This window comes from Streptomyces sp. NRRL WC-3626, from assembly GCF_000718785.1.
GTDB lineage: Bacteria > Actinomycetota > Actinomycetes > Streptomycetales > Streptomycetaceae > Streptomyces > Streptomyces edwardsiae.
On sequence record NZ_JOCA01000014.1, the window covers coordinates 16,153 to 37,102 of the forward strand.

At 73.6% G+C, this 20,950-nt stretch carries 23 protein-coding genes; 14 read left to right on the top strand and 9 right to left on the bottom strand.

From position 1 onward, the window contains the following. The first annotated feature begins 51 nt into the window (after window positions 1-51). From IF28_RS0121275 to IF28_RS0121305, 7 genes are all read left to right on the top strand, one after another. Entirely contained in the window at window positions 52-948 is an 897-nt protein-coding gene (locus IF28_RS0121275) for an STAS domain-containing protein (RefSeq protein ID WP_030222774.1), read from the top strand. Further along, window positions 945-1,364 (top strand): STAS domain-containing protein, encoded by a 420-nt coding sequence (locus IF28_RS0121280; RefSeq protein WP_030222777.1) that lies wholly within the window; start codon window positions 945-947, stop codon window positions 1,362-1,364. The genes IF28_RS0121275 and IF28_RS0121280 overlap by 4 nt, the downstream gene beginning before the upstream one ends. Then, window positions 1,364-1,804 carry an anti-sigma regulatory factor gene (locus tag IF28_RS0121285; RefSeq protein ID WP_030222780.1) on the top strand — a complete coding sequence of 147 codons (441 nt, stop codon included), beginning with the start codon at window positions 1,364-1,366 and terminating at the stop codon, window positions 1,802-1,804. The genes IF28_RS0121280 and IF28_RS0121285 overlap by 1 nt, the downstream gene beginning before the upstream one ends. Continuing rightward, window positions 1,804-2,892, top strand: a complete 1,089-nt coding sequence (locus IF28_RS0121290) for a SpoIIE family protein phosphatase (protein ID WP_030222782.1) — start codon at window positions 1,804-1,806, stop codon at window positions 2,890-2,892. The genes IF28_RS0121285 and IF28_RS0121290 overlap by 1 nt, the downstream gene beginning before the upstream one ends. Next, window positions 2,889-4,607, top strand: a complete 1,719-nt coding sequence (locus tag IF28_RS0121295; RefSeq protein ID WP_030222784.1) for a PP2C family protein-serine/threonine phosphatase — start codon at window positions 2,889-2,891, stop codon at window positions 4,605-4,607. The genes IF28_RS0121290 and IF28_RS0121295 overlap by 4 nt, the downstream gene beginning before the upstream one ends. 117 nt (window positions 4,608-4,724) lie before the next feature. Next, window positions 4,725-6,098: an NAD(P)/FAD-dependent oxidoreductase gene (locus IF28_RS0121300; protein ID WP_030222787.1), complete on the top strand. Its 1,374-nt coding sequence runs from the start codon at window positions 4,725-4,727 to the stop codon at window positions 6,096-6,098. 61 nt (window positions 6,099-6,159) lie between these two features. After that, the gene (locus IF28_RS0121305; RefSeq protein WP_030222789.1) at window positions 6,160-8,391 is read left to right on the top strand and encodes an FUSC family protein; all 2,232 of its coding nucleotides are present in this window, start codon (window positions 6,160-6,162) and stop codon (window positions 8,389-8,391) included. Window positions 8,392-8,504: 113 nt separating this feature from the next. On the opposite strand, the gene IF28_RS0121310 is transcribed toward IF28_RS0121305, so the two are convergent. From IF28_RS0121310 to IF28_RS0121325, 4 genes are all read right to left on the bottom strand, one after another. Next, window positions 8,505-8,933: a hypothetical protein gene (locus IF28_RS0121310; RefSeq protein ID WP_030222791.1), complete on the bottom strand. Its 429-nt coding sequence runs from the start codon at window positions 8,931-8,933 to the stop codon at window positions 8,505-8,507. Window positions 8,934-8,961: 28 nt separating this feature from the next. Then, window positions 8,962-9,171, bottom strand: a complete 210-nt coding sequence (locus tag IF28_RS0121315; RefSeq protein WP_030222793.1) for a DUF5133 domain-containing protein — start codon at window positions 9,169-9,171, stop codon at window positions 8,962-8,964. 32 nt (window positions 9,172-9,203) lie between these two features. Further along, complete coding sequence (locus tag IF28_RS0121320) at window positions 9,204-10,067, bottom strand: SigB/SigF/SigG family RNA polymerase sigma factor (protein WP_030222795.1); 864 nt, start codon at window positions 10,065-10,067, stop codon at window positions 9,204-9,206. Between the two features lie 196 nt (window positions 10,068-10,263). After that, complete coding sequence (locus IF28_RS0121325) at window positions 10,264-10,704, bottom strand: ATP-binding protein (RefSeq protein ID WP_030222798.1); 441 nt, start codon at window positions 10,702-10,704, stop codon at window positions 10,264-10,266. 145 nt (window positions 10,705-10,849) lie between these two features. On the opposite strand from IF28_RS0121325, the gene IF28_RS0121330 reads away from it, so the two are divergent. Both IF28_RS0121330 and IF28_RS0121335 read left to right on the top strand, forming a co-directional pair. Next, a complete protein-coding gene (locus IF28_RS0121330; protein WP_030222800.1) occupies window positions 10,850-11,080 on the top strand; it encodes a hypothetical protein in 231 nt (76 codons plus the stop codon). A 405-nt stretch (window positions 11,081-11,485) separates the two neighbouring features. Beyond that, window positions 11,486-11,944 (top strand): cyclic nucleotide-binding domain-containing protein, encoded by a 459-nt coding sequence (locus tag IF28_RS0121335; RefSeq protein ID WP_030222803.1) that lies wholly within the window; start codon window positions 11,486-11,488, stop codon window positions 11,942-11,944. A gap of 94 nt (window positions 11,945-12,038) precedes the next feature. Here the strand turns inward: IF28_RS0121335 and IF28_RS0121340 are convergent, their stop codons facing one another. Both IF28_RS0121340 and IF28_RS0121345 read right to left on the bottom strand, forming a co-directional pair. Next, complete coding sequence (locus tag IF28_RS0121340; protein WP_030222806.1) at window positions 12,039-13,337, bottom strand: MFS transporter; 1,299 nt, start codon at window positions 13,335-13,337, stop codon at window positions 12,039-12,041. Window positions 13,338-13,415: 78 nt separating this feature from the next. Further along, window positions 13,416-14,033 carry a LysE/ArgO family amino acid transporter gene (locus IF28_RS0121345; protein ID WP_030222808.1) on the bottom strand — a complete coding sequence of 206 codons (618 nt, stop codon included), beginning with the start codon at window positions 14,031-14,033 and terminating at the stop codon, window positions 13,416-13,418. 70 nt (window positions 14,034-14,103) lie between these two features. Here IF28_RS0121345 and IF28_RS0121350 point away from each other — a divergent pair, with 70 nt between their 5' ends. Further along, the gene (locus IF28_RS0121350; RefSeq protein WP_030222811.1) at window positions 14,104-15,000 is read left to right on the top strand and encodes a LysR family transcriptional regulator ArgP; all 897 of its coding nucleotides are present in this window, start codon (window positions 14,104-14,106) and stop codon (window positions 14,998-15,000) included. Between the two features lie 53 nt (window positions 15,001-15,053). Here the strand turns inward: IF28_RS0121350 and IF28_RS0121355 are convergent, their stop codons facing one another. Continuing rightward, window positions 15,054-15,752, bottom strand: a complete 699-nt coding sequence (locus IF28_RS0121355) for a TetR/AcrR family transcriptional regulator (RefSeq protein ID WP_030222813.1) — start codon at window positions 15,750-15,752, stop codon at window positions 15,054-15,056. Between the two features lie 99 nt (window positions 15,753-15,851). Between IF28_RS0121355 and IF28_RS0121360 the strand changes: the two genes are divergently transcribed. The 3 genes from IF28_RS0121360 (at window position 15,852) to IF28_RS0121370 (ending at window position 17,841) form a co-directional block, all read left to right on the top strand. Continuing rightward, window positions 15,852-17,072 (top strand): saccharopine dehydrogenase family protein, encoded by a 1,221-nt coding sequence (locus IF28_RS0121360; RefSeq protein ID WP_030222815.1) that lies wholly within the window; start codon window positions 15,852-15,854, stop codon window positions 17,070-17,072. Window positions 17,073-17,183: 111 nt separating this feature from the next. After that, window positions 17,184-17,435, top strand: a complete 252-nt coding sequence (locus IF28_RS0121365; RefSeq protein ID WP_030222817.1) for a WhiB family transcriptional regulator — start codon at window positions 17,184-17,186, stop codon at window positions 17,433-17,435. A gap of 55 nt (window positions 17,436-17,490) precedes the next feature. After that, window positions 17,491-17,841, top strand: coding sequence for a DUF488 domain-containing protein (locus IF28_RS0121370; RefSeq protein WP_030222820.1), 351 nt, complete (start codon window positions 17,491-17,493; stop codon window positions 17,839-17,841). Window positions 17,842-17,858: 17 nt separating this feature from the next. Here the strand turns inward: IF28_RS0121370 and IF28_RS0121375 are convergent, their stop codons facing one another. Next, window positions 17,859-19,532, bottom strand: coding sequence for an FAD-binding dehydrogenase (locus IF28_RS0121375; RefSeq protein ID WP_030222823.1), 1,674 nt, complete (start codon window positions 19,530-19,532; stop codon window positions 17,859-17,861). 27 nt (window positions 19,533-19,559) lie between these two features. Beyond that, window positions 19,560-20,168, bottom strand: a complete 609-nt coding sequence (locus IF28_RS0121380; RefSeq protein ID WP_030222824.1) for a TetR/AcrR family transcriptional regulator — start codon at window positions 20,166-20,168, stop codon at window positions 19,560-19,562. A 118-nt stretch (window positions 20,169-20,286) separates the two neighbouring features. Between IF28_RS0121380 and IF28_RS0121385 the strand changes: the two genes are divergently transcribed. Then, complete coding sequence (locus IF28_RS0121385) at window positions 20,287-20,910, top strand: alpha-ketoglutarate-dependent dioxygenase AlkB (protein WP_030222826.1); 624 nt, start codon at window positions 20,287-20,289, stop codon at window positions 20,908-20,910. Window positions 20,911-20,950 lie beyond the last annotated feature (40 nt).

Sequence of the window (20,950 nt, forward strand, 5' to 3'; positions counted from 1 at the left end):
CCCGGCACCCGGGCGCGGTGCGGCGCGACGACTGACGAGGAGAAGAACCAGGTGCCGGAACGTGAAGCGGGCGGATCACTGGGAACACCGACGGACGAGGTCAGGGACTTCCTGCGGCGACGGCGCGAGCAGATCGCCCAGCGCTGGGCGGACGAGCCCCTGTTCCGTACGGTGTTCACGGTCTCGCGTGACGAGGCGGTGGAGGCGGGGAAGGCGGTCGTCGACGCGCTGGCGCAGGTCGCCGACGCGCAGCGGGTCGAGGACCCGGACGCGGCGGGCTTCTCCGCGGTGCGCGAGCAGCTGGCCCGGATGGGCGCGGCCCGCGCCCGCGCGGGGCTGTCGCCCAGCCAGATGGCGGGCGAACTGGCCGCGCTGTGGCCGCCGGTGGAGAACCTGCTGGTCGCCGATCTGGACCAGGCCCCGCCCCAGGGACTGCGGGAGTGTTCGACCACGCTGAGCGTGCTCCTCGGGACGCTGCGACTGGTGGCCATGCAGACGGCGCTGAGCGAGGGCCAGGCGCTCATCGACCGGCAGCGGCTGCAGCTGCTGGAGGTGGCGACCCCGGTGATCAAGCTGTGGGACGGCATCGTGGCGGTCCCGCTGATCGGCACGCTGGACAGCGCCCGCAGCCAGGTGGTGATGGAGACGCTGCTGAACGCGGTGGTCGAGCAGCACGCCCGGTTCGCGATCCTCGACATCACCGGTGTGCCGACCGTCGACTCGCTGGTGGCGCAGCACCTGATGAAGACGGTCGCCGCGGCCCGGCTGATGGGCGCGGAGTGTGTGGTGTCCGGTATCCGCCCGGCGATCGCGCAGACCATCGTGCACCTGGGTCTGGACCTCGGCACGGTGAAGACGCGGGCGAGCCTCGCCGACGCGCTCGGCCACTGCCTGCACGAACTGGGGACCAACATCGTGCAGGCGTCCGACAGTGCGGGCCGCCGGTGAGCGAGGGGTTCTCCCGCCCGGTCGCGGGACATGTGCCGGTCCTCCGGCTCGGCGACGTGCTGCTGGTCACCCTCCAGGGGGATCTGTACGACAGCTCGGCGCAGCAGCTGCAGCAGGACCTCTCCGAGACGATCGCCCGCAGCGGCGTCACGGGGGTGGTCATCGACATCTCCGGGGTGGAGATCGTCGACTCCTTCCTCGGGCGGGTGCTGGCCGAGATCGCGGCGCAGACGGAGCTGCTGGCCGCGCGGACCGTGCTGGCCGGTATGCGGCCCGCGGTCGCCATCACCCTGGTGGAGCTGGGGCTGACGCTGCCGGGGCTGCGGACCGCGCTCAACACCGAGGCGGCGATGGAGCTGCTGGCGCGGCCGGTCGTGGCGTCCCGTTCCGGTGGCAGGCACGAGGAGAGTCCGTGATGCACACCGCCGCGGGCGTGGAGGCCCGCCTGCCCATCCGGTCGGACATGGACCTGGTGTGGGTGCGTCAGCATGTGCGGCAGGCCGCCGCCCGGCTCGGCTTCGGTCTGGTGGACCAGACGAAACTGGTGACCGCCGCGAGCGAGCTGGCCCGCAACACCCTGGTGCACGGCGGGGGCGGCCTGATGGAGGCGTCGCACGTCGTCAGTGGGGGCGTCGACGGGCTGCGGCTGGCGTTCAGCGACTCGGGGCCCGGCATCCCCGATCTCGACCGTGCGCTGAGCGACGGCTACACCTCGGGTGACGGGCTGGGGATGGGGCTGGGCGGGTCACGGCGCCTGGTGCACGACTTCGAGGTGGAGAGCGCCCCGGGGGCGGGGACCACGGTGCGGGTGACCTCGTGGGTGACCGGGCCGCGGCATCCGCGTGGGGGGCACTGATGCCCCGGGTGCGGTATGTGCCGGTGCAGGACTCGACCCGGGTGCGGGACGTCCGGGTGGCGGCGGAGGAGGCCGCGGCGGAGGCCGGGCTCGACGACCGGCGCACCGCGGCCGCGGCGCTGGTCGCGACCGAGCTGGCCACGAACGTCCTGAAGTACGCGCAGGCGGGCGAGGTGGTCGTCGAGGTCGTGGACCCGCCCGTCCTGCGGGAGGGCCGGCCGGACCGGGCCGTGCAGATCACCGCGCTCGACCACGGCCCCGGCATCGCCGATGTGGCCGGCGCGCTGCGGGACGGGTTCACCACGACCCGCTCCCTCGGCGCGGGCCTCGGCACCTGCCGGCGCCTCGCAAACGACTTCGGCCTGCACAGCGTCCTCGGCCGCGGCACGGTGGCGGTGGCCCGCGTCGGCCCGGCGGACGGCTCCGGGACCGCCGGGGTGCGGGGTGGCGGCAGCGGCTCCGCCGGCGCGGACGGCCTCGCCGTGCGGGCCGGGGGCGTCAACGTGCCGTTCGCCGGGGCGGACTTCTCGGGGGACGCCTGGGCCTGGGTGAGGTCCGGGGACCGGCTGACGCTGATGCTGGCCGACGGGCTGGGGCACGGCCGCGAGGCGGCGCACGCCTCCGGCGCCGCCGTCGACGCGCTGCGGCACTCGGCCGGGCTGTCGCCCGCCGAGTGTCTGGCGAAGCTGCACACGGCACTGTCCGGCACCCGGGGCGCGGCCGTCGCCGTGGCACGGCTCGACACCTGGGCCGGCCGGCTGCGGTTCGCCGGGATCGGCAATGTGACGGCCCGGCTGCGGGAGGGCGACCGGTGGCGGTCGCTGCTGTCCCGGCCCGGCATCGTCGGGGTGCACCGGCCCGGCACCGTACGCGAGGACGATGTCGCCTGGACCGGGGAGAGCCTGCTGATCCTGCACACCGACGGTCTGCCCAGCCGCTGGACGCCGCCCCCGGACACGGGGGTGCCGCCCGCCGACCCGGCCGTGACGGCCGCCGTGGCCGTCCGGGACGCCGGCAGTCCCGCGCGTCCGCTGCGGGACGACACCGCCGTGGCCGTACTGGCCCCCGCCCCGCCGGACCGCCCATGAGCCACACCTGGCGGATCCGTACCGTCACGGACGCGGCCCGTGCCCGTATCGCCGTGGCCCGGCTGGCCGCGGCACACGGGGTGCCCACCGTCGAACGCGCCCGGCTCGCCGCGGCGCTCAGCGGCCGGCTCCGGCAGTGCCTCATCAAGGGCGGCGACTGGGTGCTCACCCTGGACGCCCCCGGCTCCCCCGCCGACTCCGGAAGCCTGCACGTCACGCTGGTGCCGGCCCCCGGCGCGGGCGCCGCGGGCCGCGCCCCCTGGACGGTGTCCGTTCCGTGCCCGGAACCGGGCCCGGTGTCCGGCGCGGGCACGGTGACCAAGGACCCGGCCGACCTGTCGCAGGCGCTGCTCGGCGCCGACGAGGACACGACGGCGGTGCTGGACAGGCTCGCCGAGCAGGAGGAACTGGTCGCCTACCACCGGGAGGAGCTGCACCAGACCAACCAGGGTGTCCTGGCACTGCACGCCGAACTGGACGCGGCGGGACGCGCGCAGCGGGATGCCTTCGCCGCCGAGCGCCGGGCCCGTACGGAGGCGGAGGAGGCGCGCCGCCGGCTGACGTTCCTGGCGGACGCCAGCGCCGTGCTGAACGCCTCGCTGAACCATGACGAGATCGTGCGCCGGCTGCCGGAGCTGCTGGTGCCGCGGTACGCCCGCCATGTCGACGTATGGCTGTTCGACGACGAGGACGACGACCGGTACCGGCCCGCGTCCCGTCCGGGCGCGGCGGTCGAGGCGGCCCGCACCGGCCGGCCGCAGTACGCCGCCGACCGCCCCGGCGGTCTGCCCGGCGTGGACGACCGGCCCGCCTCGGCCCTGGACCCCGGGCGGCCGCTGCTCTGCGTCCCGCTGGTGGCCCGGCGTGCGCCGCTCGGGGTACTGACACTGTCGCCGCCCGGCGAGCGCTGGGACCCGGACGACGCCGTGATGCTGCTGGAGCTCGCCCGGCGGGCCGGCACCGCCCTGGACAACGCCCGCCGCTTCGAGCACAACCGCGACATCGCCGAGACCCTGCAGCGTGCCCTGCTCACCGATCTGCCGGCCACCCCGGGCCTGGCCCTGGCCGCCCGCTATCTGCCGGCCACGCACGGGCTGAACATCGGCGGTGACTGGTACGACGCCTTCCGGCAGCCGGACGGCGGTCTGATCACCGTCATCGGCGACGTGACCGGGCACGGACTGCACGCGGCGGTGATGATGAGCCAGCTGCGGACCGCGTTGCGTGCCTACGCCGTCGACGGCGACAGTCCGGGCCGGCTGCTGACCCGGCTGCACGGTTATCTGCGCCATCTCCAGCCCGATCTGTTCGCCACGGCGGTCATCGCCCGCTTCCATCCGGACGGGCGCACGCTGACGTGGGCCGCCGCCGGCCATCCGCCGCCGGTGCTGCGGCTGTCCGACGGGCGGGTGCGCGTCCTGGACGCCAAGCCGGGCGCGATGCTCGGCATCCCGCTGCGGCAGGAGATCGCCGACCACACCGAACGGCTGACGCCCGGTTCGACGCTGGCGCTGTACACGGACGGGCTGGTCGAGCGGCGCGCCCTGGGTATCGATCCGGGCATCGAACGGCTCGCGACGGTCCTCGGATCGTTCGGTCCCGCGGAACTGGACGCCGATCTGGAGGACTCGGCGGACCGGATGCTGCGCCCGCTGCTCAGCGATTCCGAGCGCGACGACGACGTGTGCCTGCTGCTGTGTCATCTGCGCGGCTGAACCCGGCGCCGATGGCTTCCCGGTGCGTTCCCGCCGAGGTACGGGCATCGTGGTGCTGAACAGGGGCACGCGTCAGTGGTCGATGGTCGAGGCCGGCCACTGGAGCCGCAGGAAGGGATGGACACCGTGACACGACCCAGGATCCTGGTGGTGGGCGCAGGTTTCGCCGGTGTGGAGTGCGTGCGCCGACTGGAGCGCAGGCTCGCCCCCGACGAGGCCGACCTCACGCTGGTGACGCCGTTCTCCTACCAGCTCTATCTGCCGCTGCTCCCCCAGGTGGCCTCCGGTGTGCTGGCCCCGCAGTCGGTCGCGCTGTCCCTGCGCCGCAGCGAGCGGTACCGCACCCGGATCATCCCGGGCGGGGCCATCGGCGTGGACCTGCGGTCCAAGGTGTGTGTCGTCCGCACCGTCAACGGCGAGATCGTCAACGAGCCGTACGACTACATCGTGCTGGCGCCCGGCAGTGTCACCCGCACCTTCGACATCCCGGGCCTGACGGACCACGCCTTCGGGCTGAAGTCGCTGGCCGAGGCGGCCTATCTGCGCGACCACGTCATCTCCCAGCTGGACCTCGCCGACGCGAGCCACGATCCGGCCGAGCGGGCCTCGAGGCTGCAGTTCGTGGTCGTCGGCGGCGGTTACGCCGGCACCGAGACCGCGGCCTGTCTGCAGCGGCTGACGCACGCCGCCGTCAAGCGCTACCCCCGGCTGGACCCGGGCCTGATCAAGTGGCATCTCATCGACATCGCGCCGAAGCTGATGCCCGAACTGGGCGACAAGCTGGGGCGCAGCGCGCAGGAGATCCTGACCCGGCGCGGCATAGAGATCTCGCTGGGCGTCTCCATCGCGAAGGCGGGCGCCGAGGAGGTCACCTTCACCGACGGCCGGGTGGTGCCCACCCGCACCCTGATCTGGACCGCCGGCGTCGTCGCGAGCCCGCTCATCGCCACGCTCGGCGCGGAGACCGTACGGGGGCGGCTGGCCGTCAACGCGGACATGTGTCTGCCGGGCCACGACGGGGTGTTCGCGCTCGGCGACTCGGCGGCGGTGCCCGACGTGGCCCGGGGCGACGACGCCGTGTGCCCGCCGACCGCGCAGCACGCCCTGCGGCAGGGCCGGCATGTCGCCGAGAACGTCATCGCCACGCTGCGGGGCCGGCCGGCCCGGCCGTACGTCCATCACGACCTCGGGCTCGTGGTGGACCTCGGCGGCACCGACGCGGTGTCCAAGCCGCTCGGCATCGAACTGCACGGGCTGCCCGCCCAGGCGGTGGCCCGCGGCTACCACTGGTCGGCGCTGCGCACCGGTGTCGCGAAGACGCGGGTGATGACGGACTGGCTGCTGAACGCGGTCGCGGGCGACGATTTCGTGCGCACCGGGTTCCAGGCGCACCGGCCGGGCAATCTGCGGGACTTCGAGTATCTGGACGCCTATCTCACGCCGGAGCAGGTGCGGGCGCACGTGGCGGAGGCGGGCCGGTCGGCGCGGTGACGCCGGGGAGGACGGACGGGCCGCCGCTCGCGGGGCCGGGGTGCGAAGAGAGTGCGGTGGAGTGAAGGCGGCGGGACGCTCGGCAGGGGCACGGCTGCGGGACCGTCTGGCGGCGTCCGACCCCGGGCTGCTGCGGCTGACGGCGGGGCTGCGGACGGTGGGCGCGATCGCGGTGACGCTCGCCGTGCTGGCGTCGGCCGGGAACGACGTCACCCATCTGGTGGCGGGGGCGATGGCGGCGATGGTCGCCACCTTCGCCATCCGGGAGAAGCAGCGCGGCGCCCAGGCGGTCACGCTGGCGCTCGGGCTGCCGGTGGCACTGGTGTCGGTGTCGCTGGGCGCGGTGCTCTCCGAACGGGTCCTGGTCGGGGACGTGTTCTTCGTCGTGCTGATCTTCGCCGCGGTGTACGGCCGCCGGTTCGGTGACCGCGGGACCGCGCTCGGCCTGATCGGTTTCCAGGTCTACTTCGTGGCCCTGTTCGTCGGCGCGTCCGCCGGTCAGCTGCCGGGGCTGTGGGCGGCGCTGGCCGTCGCGTTCGCGTGCAGCGCGCTGGTGCGGTTCGCGGTCGTGCCGGTGACGCCGTCCGGGCTGCTGCTGCGGCTGCGGCAGGCCTTCCGGGCCCGGCTGGGCCGGCTGGTGTCCGCGCAGCTGGCGCTGCTGGACGCCGGCCCCGACGAGATGGACAAGGCGCTGGAGGACGTACGGCTGGCCAACGCGCGGCTGCACGAGACGGCGCTGATGATCCAGAGCCGGCTGGAGGAGGGCACGCCGGACGAGTCGACGGCGCGGCTGGTGCAGCGCCGGATCGCGGACGCGGAGATCGCGGCCGAGCGGCTGGGGCTGCTGCTGCTGTCGGCGCGCAGCGCCGAGCGGGCCGACACCCTGACCCTGCATCTGCCCGGCGCGCCCGCGCCGGAGGTGGGCCGGCTGCCCGGCCCGGACGAGGCCACCGCCCAGCTGCGGCGGGACCTGCGCGCGCTGCGGGTGCTGGTGGTGCGCACCCGCCCCGGCGGTACGAGCGTGGCCCGGCTGCGCAACCGGCTGCTCGGTTACCGGGACGAGGAGAACCTGCCGGCCGCCACACCGGCGGTACGGGACGTGTTCCGGGCCGTCGGCGAGACCGCGCGCGCCGTGATGGGGCTGCGGGTCGCTTTGGAGGGTCCGCAGGACGAGTCGGACGACAGTCCGGCGACGGCGAGGTCCCGGGAGGAGCTGGACGCCGAGGACGCCGCCATCGCCGGTGAGGAGGCGGAGGAGGCCGAGAAGCCGAAGGGGCTGGAACGGCCCACCACGCGCGCGGCCGTGCAGGTCTCGGTGGGTTCGACGCTGGCGATCGTCGGGGGTGAGCTGCTGTCCTCGCACCGCTGGTACTGGGCGGTGCTGACCTGCTGGATCGTCTTCATCAACACGGCGTCGACCGGCGAGATCCTGGTCAAGGGCTACCGGCGGCTGCTGGGTACGGTGTTCGGCGTGGTGGCCGGCATCCTGCTGGCGGCGCTGGTGGGCCGGCACACGTGGACGGCGTTCTTCCTGGTGCTGGTGCTGATCTTCGCCATGTTCTACACGGCACCGCTGTCGTACACGCTGATGTCGTTCTTCGTGACGGCGATGCTGGGGCTGCTCTACACGCTGCTGCACACCTACAGCTGGGAGGTGCTGGTGCTGCGGGTGGAGGAGACGGCGCTGGGGGCGGCCTGCGGGGTGGTCGCGGCGGCGCTGGTCCTGCCGGTGAACACGGACCGGCGTACCAACGAGCTGCTGGTCACCGTGCTGGAGCGGCTCGCCGGGGTCACCGAGGCGGCCGTCGGACAGCTGAGCGGCGGGCCGGCCGGGGATCTGCTGGACAAGGCGCGGGAGCTGGACCAGGCGCTCGGCGACCTGCGGTCGGCGACCCAGCCGCTGACGCATCCGGTGACCCCGCTGCGGACCCGGCGCACCAACGCGCGCTACGTGGTGGCGCTGCTGGAGACCTGCGCGTACCACGCCCGCTCACTGGCGGCGACCGCGGAACTGCTGCCGACGCATCCCTCGATCGCGGCCGACCCCCGGCTGCGCGGGGCGGCGGGGCGCACGGTCCGCAACATCGTGACGATCGCGGACCGTGTCGCCGAGGAGGACGTCACGGTCCCGGTCGAAACGGGCCCGAGCATCGCCTCCCTCCTGGGCGGCGACGGCACGGCGCGCTACGGCCGCATCACCGACCGGGTCCTGCGCCACCTGGAACGCCTGGACGAAGCGGTGGTGGGCCTGGCCCGCCCGTTGTCGGTCCCGGTCAAACCCACGGACCGCTGACCCCCGGCCCAGGCCGGGCCGGGCAACCCGCACCCGCGGCGGGGCGCCGCCCCCGCTCACGCGTGTGTACGGCCCCGGCAGCGCGCCGGGGCCGTACACACGTGTGGGTGAGGTCAGAAGTCGGTCGGGAGGCCGCTCGCTTCGGCTATGCCTCGTAGTTCCTCGTTCTGGCGGTGGCGGTCCCTGATGTAGTCGGCGATCTCGCCGAGGCGGGACGGGTCGGCGGCGGTGGCCGCGTCGGTGACCACGCGGACCGGGCCGGTCTCGTCCACCTCCAGTTCGACCACCTCGTTGTCCAGCCGGCCGGTGACGGCGGTGGCGATGACCAGGGCGGCCTCGTCACGGACCTCCTGCGGCAGTTCCTCGTCCGCGTCTTCCAGCGCGAGGTCCATGCCGGCCAGTCGGTGTTCCTCGATCGCCTGGAGGACCGGCTCCACCACTTGGAGCAGAAGCCGGTAGTCCTCGGTGTCCATCCGGACCCGCAGGAGGTCCAGGTAGACGTCCACGGGCCTGCCTTCCGGGGGAATCTCGGATTCGCTCATCCGCTACGGGTTCCCCGCACACCGCGGGTCATACGGCGACCGGCGCACCGGCCCCGGACGGCTCCTGACCGGCCGCCGCCAGCCAGCCGCGCGCGAGGGCGAGGGCATGGCGTACGTCCCGCGTGCCGGTCGACACGCACAGCGTGTACGCCAGGTCGCCGGTCCGCGGGTCGGCGGCCGGCAGGGTCTCGTACTCCTCGACGAGCCGGCGCAGCACGGTGGGGTGGGGCTTCAGCATGTGTCTCGTTTCCTGGTGGGGGCGGCCGGCTCTCACGCCGTCGCCGAGTGTCCGCCGGTGCCGCGGCGGCCGGTGCGCTGTCCCATCGCGTCGGCGCGCACGCGTGCGCAGCTGCGGCTGATGAGACGGGAGACGTGCATCTGGGAGATGCCGAGCCGGTCGGCTATCCGGCTCTGGGTCATGTCCTCGAAGAACCGCATGTAGAGGATGGCGCGCTCGCGCTCGGGGAGACGGCGCAGGCCCTCCTTGGCGGACTCGCGGTCGACGACGGTGTCGTAGGAGGCGTCCGCGGCGCCGAGGGTGTCGGCGAGGCTGTAGCCGTCGTCGTCGGAGGACAGTTCCGCGTCCAGGGACAGGGTGCTGAAGCTCTCCAGTGCCTCCATCCCGGCGCCGACCTCCTCCTCGGTCAGCCCGGTGTGGGCGGCGAGGGCCGCGACGGACGGTTCGGGGCTGCCCGGGTGCTGGGTGAGTTCGCGCCGGGCCACCCGCACCTTGTTGCGCAGTTCCTGCACCCTGCGCGGCACCCGCAGGGCCCACATCCGGTCGCGGAAGTGCCGCTTGACCTCGCCGGTGATGGTGGGGACGGCATAGCTCTCGAAGGCGCCCCGGCTCGGGTCGAACCGGTCGATGGCCTTGACCAGGCCGAGGGCGGCGACCTGGCGCAGGTCCTCGACGGCCTCGCCGCGGTCGCGGAAACGGCCGGCGATGCGGTGGGCCATGGGCAGCCACGCGGTGACCAGCTCGTCGCGGACGGCGTCCCGCTCGGGACCGTCCTCCAGCGTGGTCAGCCGGGCGAACAGCGCGGCGGTGTCGGGGGCGTCGTCGTGCCGCCGGCGGGTGGCCGCGGTCGTCGTGTCGGAGGGGCCGGGACGAGGGGTGGGCGAGTCAATGAGCATGCGGTTCGCTCCCGAACGGTGGTTTCGAGGGATCTACCGCGGGGGCGGTCGCCGCCAGGACGCCCGGAGGGTCCACAGCAGTCGTACCTCTCCCGCTGGCGCGCCTCCGGTCCGAAGCACGACCCTCCGATTGCCCCCTCGCCGGTAGAACAAACTCCGCTTGCGCGCACGATGTGCGCAGGCCCGTTCCGGCTGTTCAGGACAGGGGAACCACGGCGGTGATGCACTTGCCGCCGGCGGGCAGGTCGGACACCCGGACGTCGCGGGACAGCCGGCACACGATGGGCCAGCCGTGGCCGCCCGGGCGGCGGCGTTCCTGCCGGTCGGCTAGGGGCACGACGACGGGCAGTTCGTCGCTGCGGTCGCTCACCGACAGGCTGACTCCGGGGCCGCTGACGTCGACCTGGAATCCGGTGACGCCGCCGCCGTGCAGCATGGCGTTGGTGGTGAGTTCGGAGGCGACGAGCAGGGCGTCGGCGAGGGCCTCGGTGTCGCAGTGGGTGTGGGTGGCCCGGCAGCGTTCGGCCACCGCGCGGGCCACGGCCTCGCGGACGTCGGCGGGACGGCACGGGCATGGCGGTGCGGCCCGGTGGGTGCCGGGCGGTTCAAGGGGTTCGGTCGTGTGCTCCTGACACATCCTGCGGCTCCCTGATCGGTGGAGTACGTCGATGAAAGATGCCTCGGACCTCTCTTTGCGGCTCACCCGCACCGGTGGTGGCAAACCTCCCGGCCACATCCTGAACGGCTGTCATCCGGACGGCGGACGGGGGTACGCGGACGGTATGACCGATGTGGTGGACTCGGACGAACTGCTGCGGCGCATCCGGCGGGCGCGGGCCTGCGCGGCACAGGAGGAGCGGGCCTGGCGGGCCCGGGGCGACGAACTCGGGCGGGCTGAATCCGCCGATCCCGGCGCGGCGCACGACGCCGAGGTGCGCGAGGTGGCGTACGGGGTGGTGCTGCGGGTGCTGGACGAGATCCTGACGCCGGGGAGGCACACGGCGCGGAGCTGACCGGCCGGGGCGCGCGGATTGGCGGGGGCACAGCAGGGCACCCGGGACGCATGACGGTCGATCACGGTCGGGCCCCGGTTCTGGCAGCGCTGCGTGCGGGGTGACGTCCGTGACGGCTGCATGGTGAGACGGGTCACGCGACCGTGTTCCGCATACCGGACGCCCGGCAAATGGTTTATCGTTCACTCATACGTGGTGGCGGGGTCGACCTGCGTCCTCCGCACACCACCGCTTACGGCCCTGGCTGGCTTCCCCCGTCCAGCCAGGGCTTTCTCATGCCCGGGCGCGGCCGGCGGACAGGAACCGGACGTATCGCGTCCGCCGAGGTGCCCCGAACGGCCGAAGCGGCTGAAATGAACGTAGGGAAAGCACCGGAACCGCAGCCCCGGCGAGGAGCCCCGCGTCATGACCAAAGCGATCAAACTCCTGACCGCCCTTCCCCCGCCGCAGCGCGAGCGGCTGATGACGCTCGCGCGGGAGGTGTCCTTCCCCGAGGACACCCGGATCTTCGAGGCGGGCGGCACCGCCGACCGCTTCTGGGTGATCCGCTCCGGCGCGGTCTCGCTGGACCAGCGGGTGAACGACCTGCACCGGGTGACCGTCGCCGGCCTCGGCGCGGGCGATCTGCTGGGCTGGTCCTGGCTGTTCCCGCCGCACGAGTGGGACTTCGGCGCGGTGGCCTTCAGCCCGGTGCGCGCGTACGAGTTCGACGCGGCGGCGGTGTTGCGCCTCTGCGAGGAGGAGCCGCCGCTCGGCCTCCTGCTGGTGCGCAACGTCGCCGAGGTCCTCGCCCACCGTCTGGAGACGACCCGCGGGAAGCTGCTGGAGCAGTACGCGATGCACCGGCGGGGCGGGGGGCTGTAGAACCTGTGCCCGCGGGTCCGTCGTGGCCGGCCGCGCGGTTCCCCGCGCCCCCTTCGGGGCGGCGGCCTCGCGGTCTCTCCGCCGGCGCCGGAGCTCAGATTCGGTAGCGGCGCAGGGCCGGCATCGTTGCCGTCAGGGTCAGGATCGCGACGATCACCAGGATGCCTCCGCCCGCGACGGCCGTGCGGGGGCCGAAGGCGGAGCCCGCGGTGCCGTGGAGTACGTCGGCCAGGCGGGGGCCGCCGGCCACGACCACGGTGAAGACGCCCTGCATGCGGCCGCGCATCTCGTCGGTCGCGGCGGACAGCAGGATGGCCCCGCGGAAGACCATGGAGACCATGTCGGCGACCCCCGCGAGCGCCAGGAACGCCACCGCGAGCCACAGGCTGCCGCTCAGCCCGGACCCGGTGATGGCGACACCCCAGACGACCACCGCCCCGATGACCATCCACCCGTGCCGGCGGGCCCGGGAGAACGTGCCGGAGAACAGGCCGCCCGCCACCGCGCCGACGGGGATCGCGGCGAACAGCAGGCCCAGGGCGAAGCCCTCGCCGTAGGGGGCGTAGGTCTCGGAGGCGAGCTGCGGGAACAGCGCGCGGGGCATGCCGAGGACCATGGCGACGATGTCGGCGAGGAACGACAGCAGCAGCACCGCGTGTCCCGAGATGTAGCGGAATCCCTCCAGAATGCCGCGCAGTCCCGCGCTGCCCGCCTTCACCGCCGTCAGGGGCGGCAGGGCGGGCAGACGGTACACCGCCCACACCGTGACACACAGCGCCACGGCGTCGATGAGGTACAGCTCCGGCAGGCCGATGACGGGGATGAGCGCGCCGGCGAGCAGCGGTCCGGCGATCTGGCCGGTCTGCATGACGGTGGAGCCGAGGGCGTTGGCGGCGGGAAGTTCCTCCGCGGGGACCAGCCGGGCGATGGAGGCGCTGCGGGCGGGGGCGTTGAGTCCCCAGAACGCCTGCTGGAGGGCGAGCAGGAGCATCAGCACGGCCACCGACTCCAGGCCGGTCACGGCCTGTATCCAGAACAGCAGCGAGGTGACGGCGATGCCGCTGTTGGTGATCAGCAGCAGTGTGCGGCGGTCCATGCTGTCGGCGATCGCCCCGCCCCACAGCGCGAAGACGATCAGGGGCAGCAGCCCGGCGAGGCTCGCGGTGCCGACCCAGGCGGAGGAGCCGGTGATGTCGTAGATCTGCTTGGGCACGGCGACGGCGGTGAGCTGGCTGCCGACCGCGGTGACGATGGTGGAGGACCAGAGCCGGCGGTAGGCGGGGCGGCGCAGGGGACGGGTGTCCATGGCCCAGCGGCGCAGGCCGCGTCGCCGGGGCGCGCCGGCTCCGGGGTCCTTCTCCGGTGCTTCGGTACTGCTCTCGCTGGTGTCCACGACCGTCCTGATTGGTATCTACATCTTTTGGGCCGGGGTTCACTATGGCAGGACCCGGCACCGCCGGGCTCTCCGGTTTCAGGCCCCGGCGATGAGCGTGAGGCCGAGGACGATCATGGTGGCGGCGACCAGCCCGTCCAGCACCCGCCAGGCGGCGGGGCGGGCCAGGAAGCGGCCGAGCAGCCGGGCGCCGAAACCGAGCGCGGCGAACCAGCAGACGCTGGCGAGTACGGCCCCCAGGCCGAAGGTCCAGCGCAGCGGTCCGTGGTCGGCCGCGACCGAGCCCAGCAGGAACACCGTGTCGAGGTAGACATGCGGGTTGAGCCAGGTCAGGGCGAGGCAGGTGAGTACGGCACGGCGCCGGGAGGTCGCCGCCTCCCCGTCCGTCCGCAGCCCCGCGCCGGCCGGGCGGAACACCCGCCGGGCGGCCAGGGCGCCGTAGCAGAGCAGGAACGCGCCGCCGATCCAGCCGACCGCCGTCAGCGCGCCGGGCCACGCCACGACCACCGCGCCGACCCCGCCGACGCCGAGGGCGATGAGGGCCGCGTCGGACAGGGCGCAGATGGCGACGACGGCGAGGACGGCGTCACGCCGTACGCCCTGCCGCAGGACGAAGGCGTTCTGGGCGCCGATGGCGACGATGAGGGAGAGGCCGGTGCCGAAGCCGGCGGCGGCGGTGGTCAGGGCGCTGATCATGCCGATGACGCTACGGTTCGGGGACACCCGCAGTACAGCTAAGGATTCTTACGTACCCTTAGCTCTCGTGATGACCGATCTCCCCTTGGACCAGGTACGGACCCTGCTCGCCGTGGTGGACGAGGGGACCTTCGACGCCGCGGCGGCGGCGCTGCACGTCACGCCGTCGGCGGTGAGCCAGCGGGTGAAGGCGCTGGAGCAGCGCACGGGGCGGGTCCTGCTGCTGCGCACCAAGCCGGTGCGGCCGACCGAGTCGGGCGAGGTGCTGGTCAGGCTGGCCCGCCAGGTGGGCTGGCTGGAGCGGGACGCGTACGCCGAGCTGGGGCTGAGCGGGGCCGGGGAGCCGACCCGGGTGTCGGTGGCGGTGAACGCGGACTCGCTGGCGACCTGGTTCCTCGGCGCCCTCACCCGGCTGCCGTCGGACTCGCGGCTCCGCTTCGAACTGCGCAGGGAGGACGAGGCGCACACGGCGGCGCTGCTGCGGGAGGGGACGGTGATGGCCGCGGTGACCTCGTCGCCGGACGCGGTGCCGGGGTGTTCCGTACGGCATCTGGGACGGATGCGCTATCTGCCCGCGGCGCATCCGGAGTTCGCCGCACGGCATCTGACGGGGCCGTTGCGGGACGTGCTGCCGGTGGCGCCGGTGGTGGTGTTCGACCGGAAGGACGACTTCCAGGACGGGTTCGTGCGCCGGCTCACGCGCGGGCGCTGTGAGGCGAGCGCGCTGCGTCACCACGTGCCGACGTCGGAGGGCTTCGTGGAGGCGGTCGCCTCGGGGCTGGGGTGGGGCATGGTGCCCGAGGCCCAGGCGGATCCGCTGCTCCGCTCCGGGCGCCTCGTGGTGTTCGCCCCCGGCCGCGAGGTCGACGTGTCCTTGTACTGGCAGCAGTGGAAGCTGGACTCCCCGGCCCTGGCGACGGTCGCGGACGCGGTCACTCGGGCGGCCACGGGGGCGTTGCGCGCCTGACCGGGGGCCCCGCGAGCGGCACGCCGCCCACTTGCTGCCCGCGGACAGTCGCCCTAGGGTGCCAGGCTCTGTTCCGCGCTGGTCAGGAGCATGTCTAACGCCGTCGGGTACGCGCTGGTGGTCATGCGGGTGGTGAGGAGGGGGGCGGCCTCGGCGATACGGGGGTGGGTCGCGGCCGGAAGGCGCGCGTAGGTCGAGCGCCACATGTCCTCGTCGGCTTGCCGCGCGGCGCCCGGCAGGGCCAGTGACGCCGCGTCGAGGGCGGCGAAGGCCAGCGTGGTGTCGATGAAGGCGTGATAGACGCGCACCGTCTCAGGCAGCGGGAAACCCGCCGTGCGCAGCACGTCGAGGACCGCCTCGTCGGCCGCCAGTTCGTTCGCCCGTCCGGAGACCCGGCTCGCCGTGAGGACGGCCGCCTGCGGGTGCGACAGGTAGGCCGCGTGGATGCGGAGCCCGATGCCGCGCAGGTCCTCGCGCCACCGCCCGGTGGGGTGCCAGCCGTGCAGCGCCCGGCCGATCAGCGCGTCGCCGATGGCGAGGGTCAGTTCGTCCATGCCGCGGAAGTAGCGGTAGAGGGTGCTCGGGTCGCAGTCCAGGGCGAGGCCGAGCCGGCGGGCGGTCAGACCCGTACTGCCGTGCTCGCGCAGCATCCGCAGCGCGGTCTCGACGATCAGCGTCTCGGAGAGGACGACACCGCCCCGGGTGGGCCTGCGGCGCCGCCGGCGCTCCTCGGGGACCACACGCTTCGGCATCACCGCTCCTCGCACCCTTATGCCAACGCCATTGACCTTACGCCGGCGTACGGCCGAGCATCACGTCCCGGGATCCATGCGTCCAGGAAAGGGACCGTCATGCGTGTACTGCTCGTGGGAGCCGGCGGAGTGGGTACCGCCGTCACCCGGATCGCGGCCCGGCGGCCGTTCTTCGACCGGATGGTGGTGGCCGACCACGACCCCGCGCGGGCCGGGGCGGCGGTCGCCGCGCTCGGCGCGGACGCCGGCCGGTTCCACGCCGAGCACGTGGACGCCGCCGACGAGGAGGCGGTCGCGGCGCTGCTCGAGCGCCACGGCTGCGACGTGCTGCTCAACGCCACCGACCCCCGGTTCGTGATGCCGCTGTTCCGGGCCGCGCGCCGGGCCGGCGTCACCTATGTCGACATGGCGATGTCACTGTCCCGGCCGCACGGCGGGCAACCGTACGAGAAGTGCGGGGTCAAGCTCGGCGACGAGCAGTTCGCCCTGGCCGGGGAGTGGGAGAGGGCCGGTGCGCTCGCCCTGGTCGGGATGGGTGTCGAACCCGGGCTGTCGGACGTCTTCGCCCGGTACGCCGCCGACGAACTCTTCGACGAGATCGAGGAGATCGGCGTCCGCGACGGCGCGAACCTCACCGTGGACGGCTACGACTTCGCGCCGTCCTTCAGCATCTGGACCACCATCGAGGAGTGTCTCAACCCGCCCGTGGTCTACGAGAAGGACCGCGGCTGGTTCACCACGGAACCGTTCAGCGAACAGGAGGTGTTCGACTTCCCCGAGGGCATCGGCCCGGTGGAGTGCGTGAACGTCGAGCACGAGGAGGTGCTGCTCGTCCCGCGCTGGGTCGACGCGCGCCGGGTGACGTTCAAGTACGGGCTCGGCCGCGAGTTCGTCGACACGCTCAGGACGCTGCACCTGCTGGGCCTGGACCGCACCGACCCGGTGACCGTGCCCGGTCCCGAAGGCCCCGTGCGGGTCTCGCCCCGGGACGTGGTGGCCGCCTGTCTGCCCGACCCGGCGACCCTCGGCGAGCGGATGCACGGCAGGACCTGCGCCGGCACCTGGGTACGCGGGGTGAAGGACGGCGCGCCGCGCGAGGTGTACCTGTACCACGTGGTCGACAACCAGTGGTCCATGGCCGAGTACGGCTGCCAGGCCGTGGTCTGGCAGACCGCCGTCAACCCCGTCGTCGCCCTCGAACTCCTCGCCGCCGGCGTCTGGTCGGGGACGGGCGTGCTCGGCCCCGAGGCGTTCCCGGCGGCCCCGTTCCTGGATCTGCTGACCGCGTACGGCTCGCCCTGGGGGCTGCGCGAACAGTGACCGCGCGTACGCCTCCCGTTGGTTTCGCCGCGCGGCGACAGGTGACCCGAAGAGGAGCGGGGCACCCGACGGGTGCCCGTCCGTATTCTCTCCGAGCGCAGGTGACTCTCGATGGACAACTGGCGCAGGCGTGCGGCCTGCCGTACCGAGGACCCCGACCTCTTCTTCCCGATCGGCACCTCCGGGCCCGCGCTGACGCAGGCGGAACAGGCCAAGGCCGTGTGCCGGCGCTGCCCCGTGCGGGAACAGTGCCTGGAATGGGCGCTCGGCACGGGGCAGTCCATCGGCGTGTGGGGCGGTACGGACGAGACGGAACGCCGGGCCCTGAAGCGGCGTATCGCCGCCCGGGGATCGTCCGGTTAGCCGGGCCCGGTGTGCCGCAGTACGCTCGCCGGACAGCACCGGAAGGGGCCGAACCATGAGCGTGCGGGTACGCCGTGTGTACGAACCGCCCGAGGCGGACGACGGGGTCCGGGTCCTGGTCGACCGGTTGTGGCCGCGCGGTCTGGCGAAGGACGCGGCCCGGGTGGACGAGTGGCCCAAGGGGCTGACCCCGTCCACCGAACTGCGCCGCTGGTACCACGCGGACGACCGGCCGTACGAGGAGTTCCGCAGCCGCTACGAGGCGGAGCTGGCCGAACCGGAGGCCGCCGGACTCCTCGACCACGTACGGGAACTGGCCGGCCGGGGCCCGGTGACGCTGCTGACCGCGTCGAAGAGCCCGCAGACCAGTCACGCGGAGGTGCTGGCCCGCCTGCTGGAGGACTGAGGCACCGCCCGCCCGGGTCAGGCGGTCCGCGCGGCCGCCGCCCGTCCCGCGGCCCGCCCCGAGAAGAGGCAGCCGCCGAGGAAGGTGCCCTCCAGCGCGTTGTAGCCGTGCACACCGCCGCCGCCGAACCCCGCCACCTCGCCGGCCGCGTACAGGCCCTCGACCGGCTGTCCGTCGGCGCCGAGCGCGCGGGAGTCCAGGTCGGTCTGGATGCCGCCGAGGGTCTTGCGGGTGAGGATGTTCAGCTTGACGCCGATCAGCGGGCCGGCCGCCGGGTCGAGGAGGCGGTGCGGGGTGGCGACCCGGCCGAGACGGTCGCCGATGTAGCGCCGGGCGTTGCGGATGCCCTGCACCTGGGCGTCCTTGCTGTACGCGTTCTCCATCTGCAGGTCGCGGGCCTCGATCTGACGCCGTACGACGGCGGCGTCGAGCAGCGGCTTCTCGGTGAGGGCGTTCATCTTCTCGACGAGCTGTTCGAGGGTGGTGGCGCTCACGAAGTCGGCGCCCTTGCGCAGGAACGCGTCCACGGGGCCGGGGGCGCCCTTGCCCAGCAGCCGGGTGCGCAGGAAGCCGGCCCGGTCCTTGGCGGTGATGTCGGGGTTCTGCTCGGAGCCCGACAGCGCGAACTCCTTTTCGATGATCCTCTGGGTGAGGACGAACCAGGAGTGGTCGTACCCGGCGATGTCCTCGGTGGTGCGCAGATGCCTGAGCGTGCCGAGGGTGTCGTAGCCGGGCAGGCAGGGGCCGGGCAGCCGGCGGCCGAGGGCGTCGAACCACATGGAGGACGGCCCGGGCAGGATACGGATGCCGTGTCCCGGCCAGACCGGGTCCCAGTTGCGCAGGCCCTCGGTGTAGTGCCACATGCGGTCCCGGTTGACCAGGCGCGCTCCCGCGCGGGCGCTGATGTCGAGCATCCGGCCGTCGACGTAGGCCGGGACCCCGGTGACCATCTCGCGCGGCGGGGTGCCGAGCCGCTCGGGCCAGTACCGGCGGACGATGTCGTGGTCGGCGCCGATACCGCCGCTGGTGACGATCACGGCCTGGGCGGTGAGTTCGAACTCGCCGACCGCGTCACGGCTGGACGCGACCCCGCGCGGGGCGTTGTCCTCCGCGAGGACGGTGCCGCGCACCCCGCGCGCGGTGCCGCCCTCGACGACCAGCTCGTCGACCCGGTGACGGTGGTGGAAGGTGAGCAGTCCGTCGCGGGAGGCCTCCCGGGCGTACCGCACGAACGGGGCGACGACGCCGGTGCCGGTGCCCCAGGCGATGTGGAAGCGGGGCACGGTGTTGCCGTGGCCGTCCGCGCGGAGGTCGCCGCGCTCGGCCCAGCCGACGGTGGGCAGGAACGTGATGCCGTGGCCGTCCAGCCAGGACCGCTTCTCCCCCGCCGCCCACTCGACGTACGCCTTCGCCCAGCGCACCGACCAGGTGTCCTCGTCGTCGAGCCGGTCGAAGCCGGCGCTGCCCCGCCAGTCGTTCCAGGCCAGGTCGAAGGAGTCCTTGATGCCCAGGCGCCGCTGCTCCGGGGAGCCCACGAGGAACAGCCCGCCGAAGGACCAGTAGGCCTGACCGCCGAGGTTGGCGGCGTTCTCCTGGTCGACCAGGGCGACCCTGCGGCCCCTGCTGGTCAGCTCGTGGGCCGCGACGAGGCCCGCGAGTCCCGCTCCGACGACGATGACGTCGGCATCCATGGCGACCGTCCCTTCCTGTGGCGACTGTTATCCGGTGAGCAGCGCGGTCAGCAGTTGTTTCAGCCAGGCCCGGGCGGCCGCGACGTCCCGGTCCAGCAGCAGTTGGGTGGTGACGCCGTCGTAGGCGGCGACCACGGCGTGCGCGGCGCCCCGCACGTCGGTGAGGGCGGCGGGCAGCTCGGTGTGGCCCCGGGCCCTCGCGAGCCGGTCCTCGATGGCCCCGCGCAGCCGGGCCCGGTGCTCCAGCAGGGCGCGCGCCACCTCGGGGTCGCGGGCGGCGTGCACCAGGAAGTCGGTCTTCACCAGCAGCCAGTCGCGGTCCAGGAGCAGGACCTCGGTGACACGGTCGACGGCGGCGGGCACGTCGAGGTCGGGACCGTCCTGGGCGAGGGCGCCGGCGACCTGCTCCGCGATCAGTCCGGCGCGCTCGGTGTAGAGGGCGAAGAACAGCTCGTCTAGGCCGGTGAAGTTGGAGTAGAAGGCGCCCCGGGTGTAGCCGGCCCGCTCGCAGATCTCCTCGATCGAGACATGTCCGAAGCCCTTGGCGGCGAAGACGGAGAACGCGGCGCCGAGCAGGTCGGCGCGTGTGCGCCGCCGGCGTCTGGTGACGCGCCCCGCCGTACCGTCCACCGCCATACCGGCCAGCCCTTCCGTTCGATACGGAAACGTATCCGATACACCGGTGTATCGATAGAGGGAGGCCCTGGGAAGCTTCATATAGAACAGACATTCGAAACAGGAGTACGCTGGCCCCATGACCGCACTGCAGGGCTCGCTCTTCGACCAGACCGACGAACTGCGGCTCGGCCCCCTCGACGGGGTGCGCCGCACCGAGCTGGGCCGGGGCGCCTGGATCGACGTGCTGCCGGGCTGGCTCGGCGGCTCCGGCGCGCTCTTCGAGCGGCTCGCGGCCGAGGTGCCGTGGCGGGCGGAGCGGCGCCAGATGTACGACCAGGTCGTGGACGTGCCCCGGCTGCTGTCGTACTACCGCGCGGGCGCTCCGCTGCCGCACCCGGTGCTGACCGAGGCGCGCGAGGCGCTGAGCCTGCACTACGCCGACGAGCTGGGCGAGCCGTTCACCACGGCCGGGCTCTGCTACTACCGCGACGGCCGGGACAGCGTCGCCTGGCACGGCGACCGGATCGGCCGGGGCGCGCGCGAGGACACGATGGTCGCCATCCTCTCCGTGGGCGCGCCCCGCGATCTGCTGCTGCGCCCCCTGGGCGGCGGCGGGACCGTGCGCCGTCCGCTGGGGCACGGCGACCTCATCGTGATGGGCGGGTCCTGCCAGCGCACCTGGGAGCACGCCGTCCCCAAGAGCGGCCGCGCGGCGGGACCGCGCATCAGCGTCCAGTTCCGCCCGCACGGCGTGAACTGACCCGCCGGAAGCCTGTCCTCCCCGTCCCCGCTCCCCCACA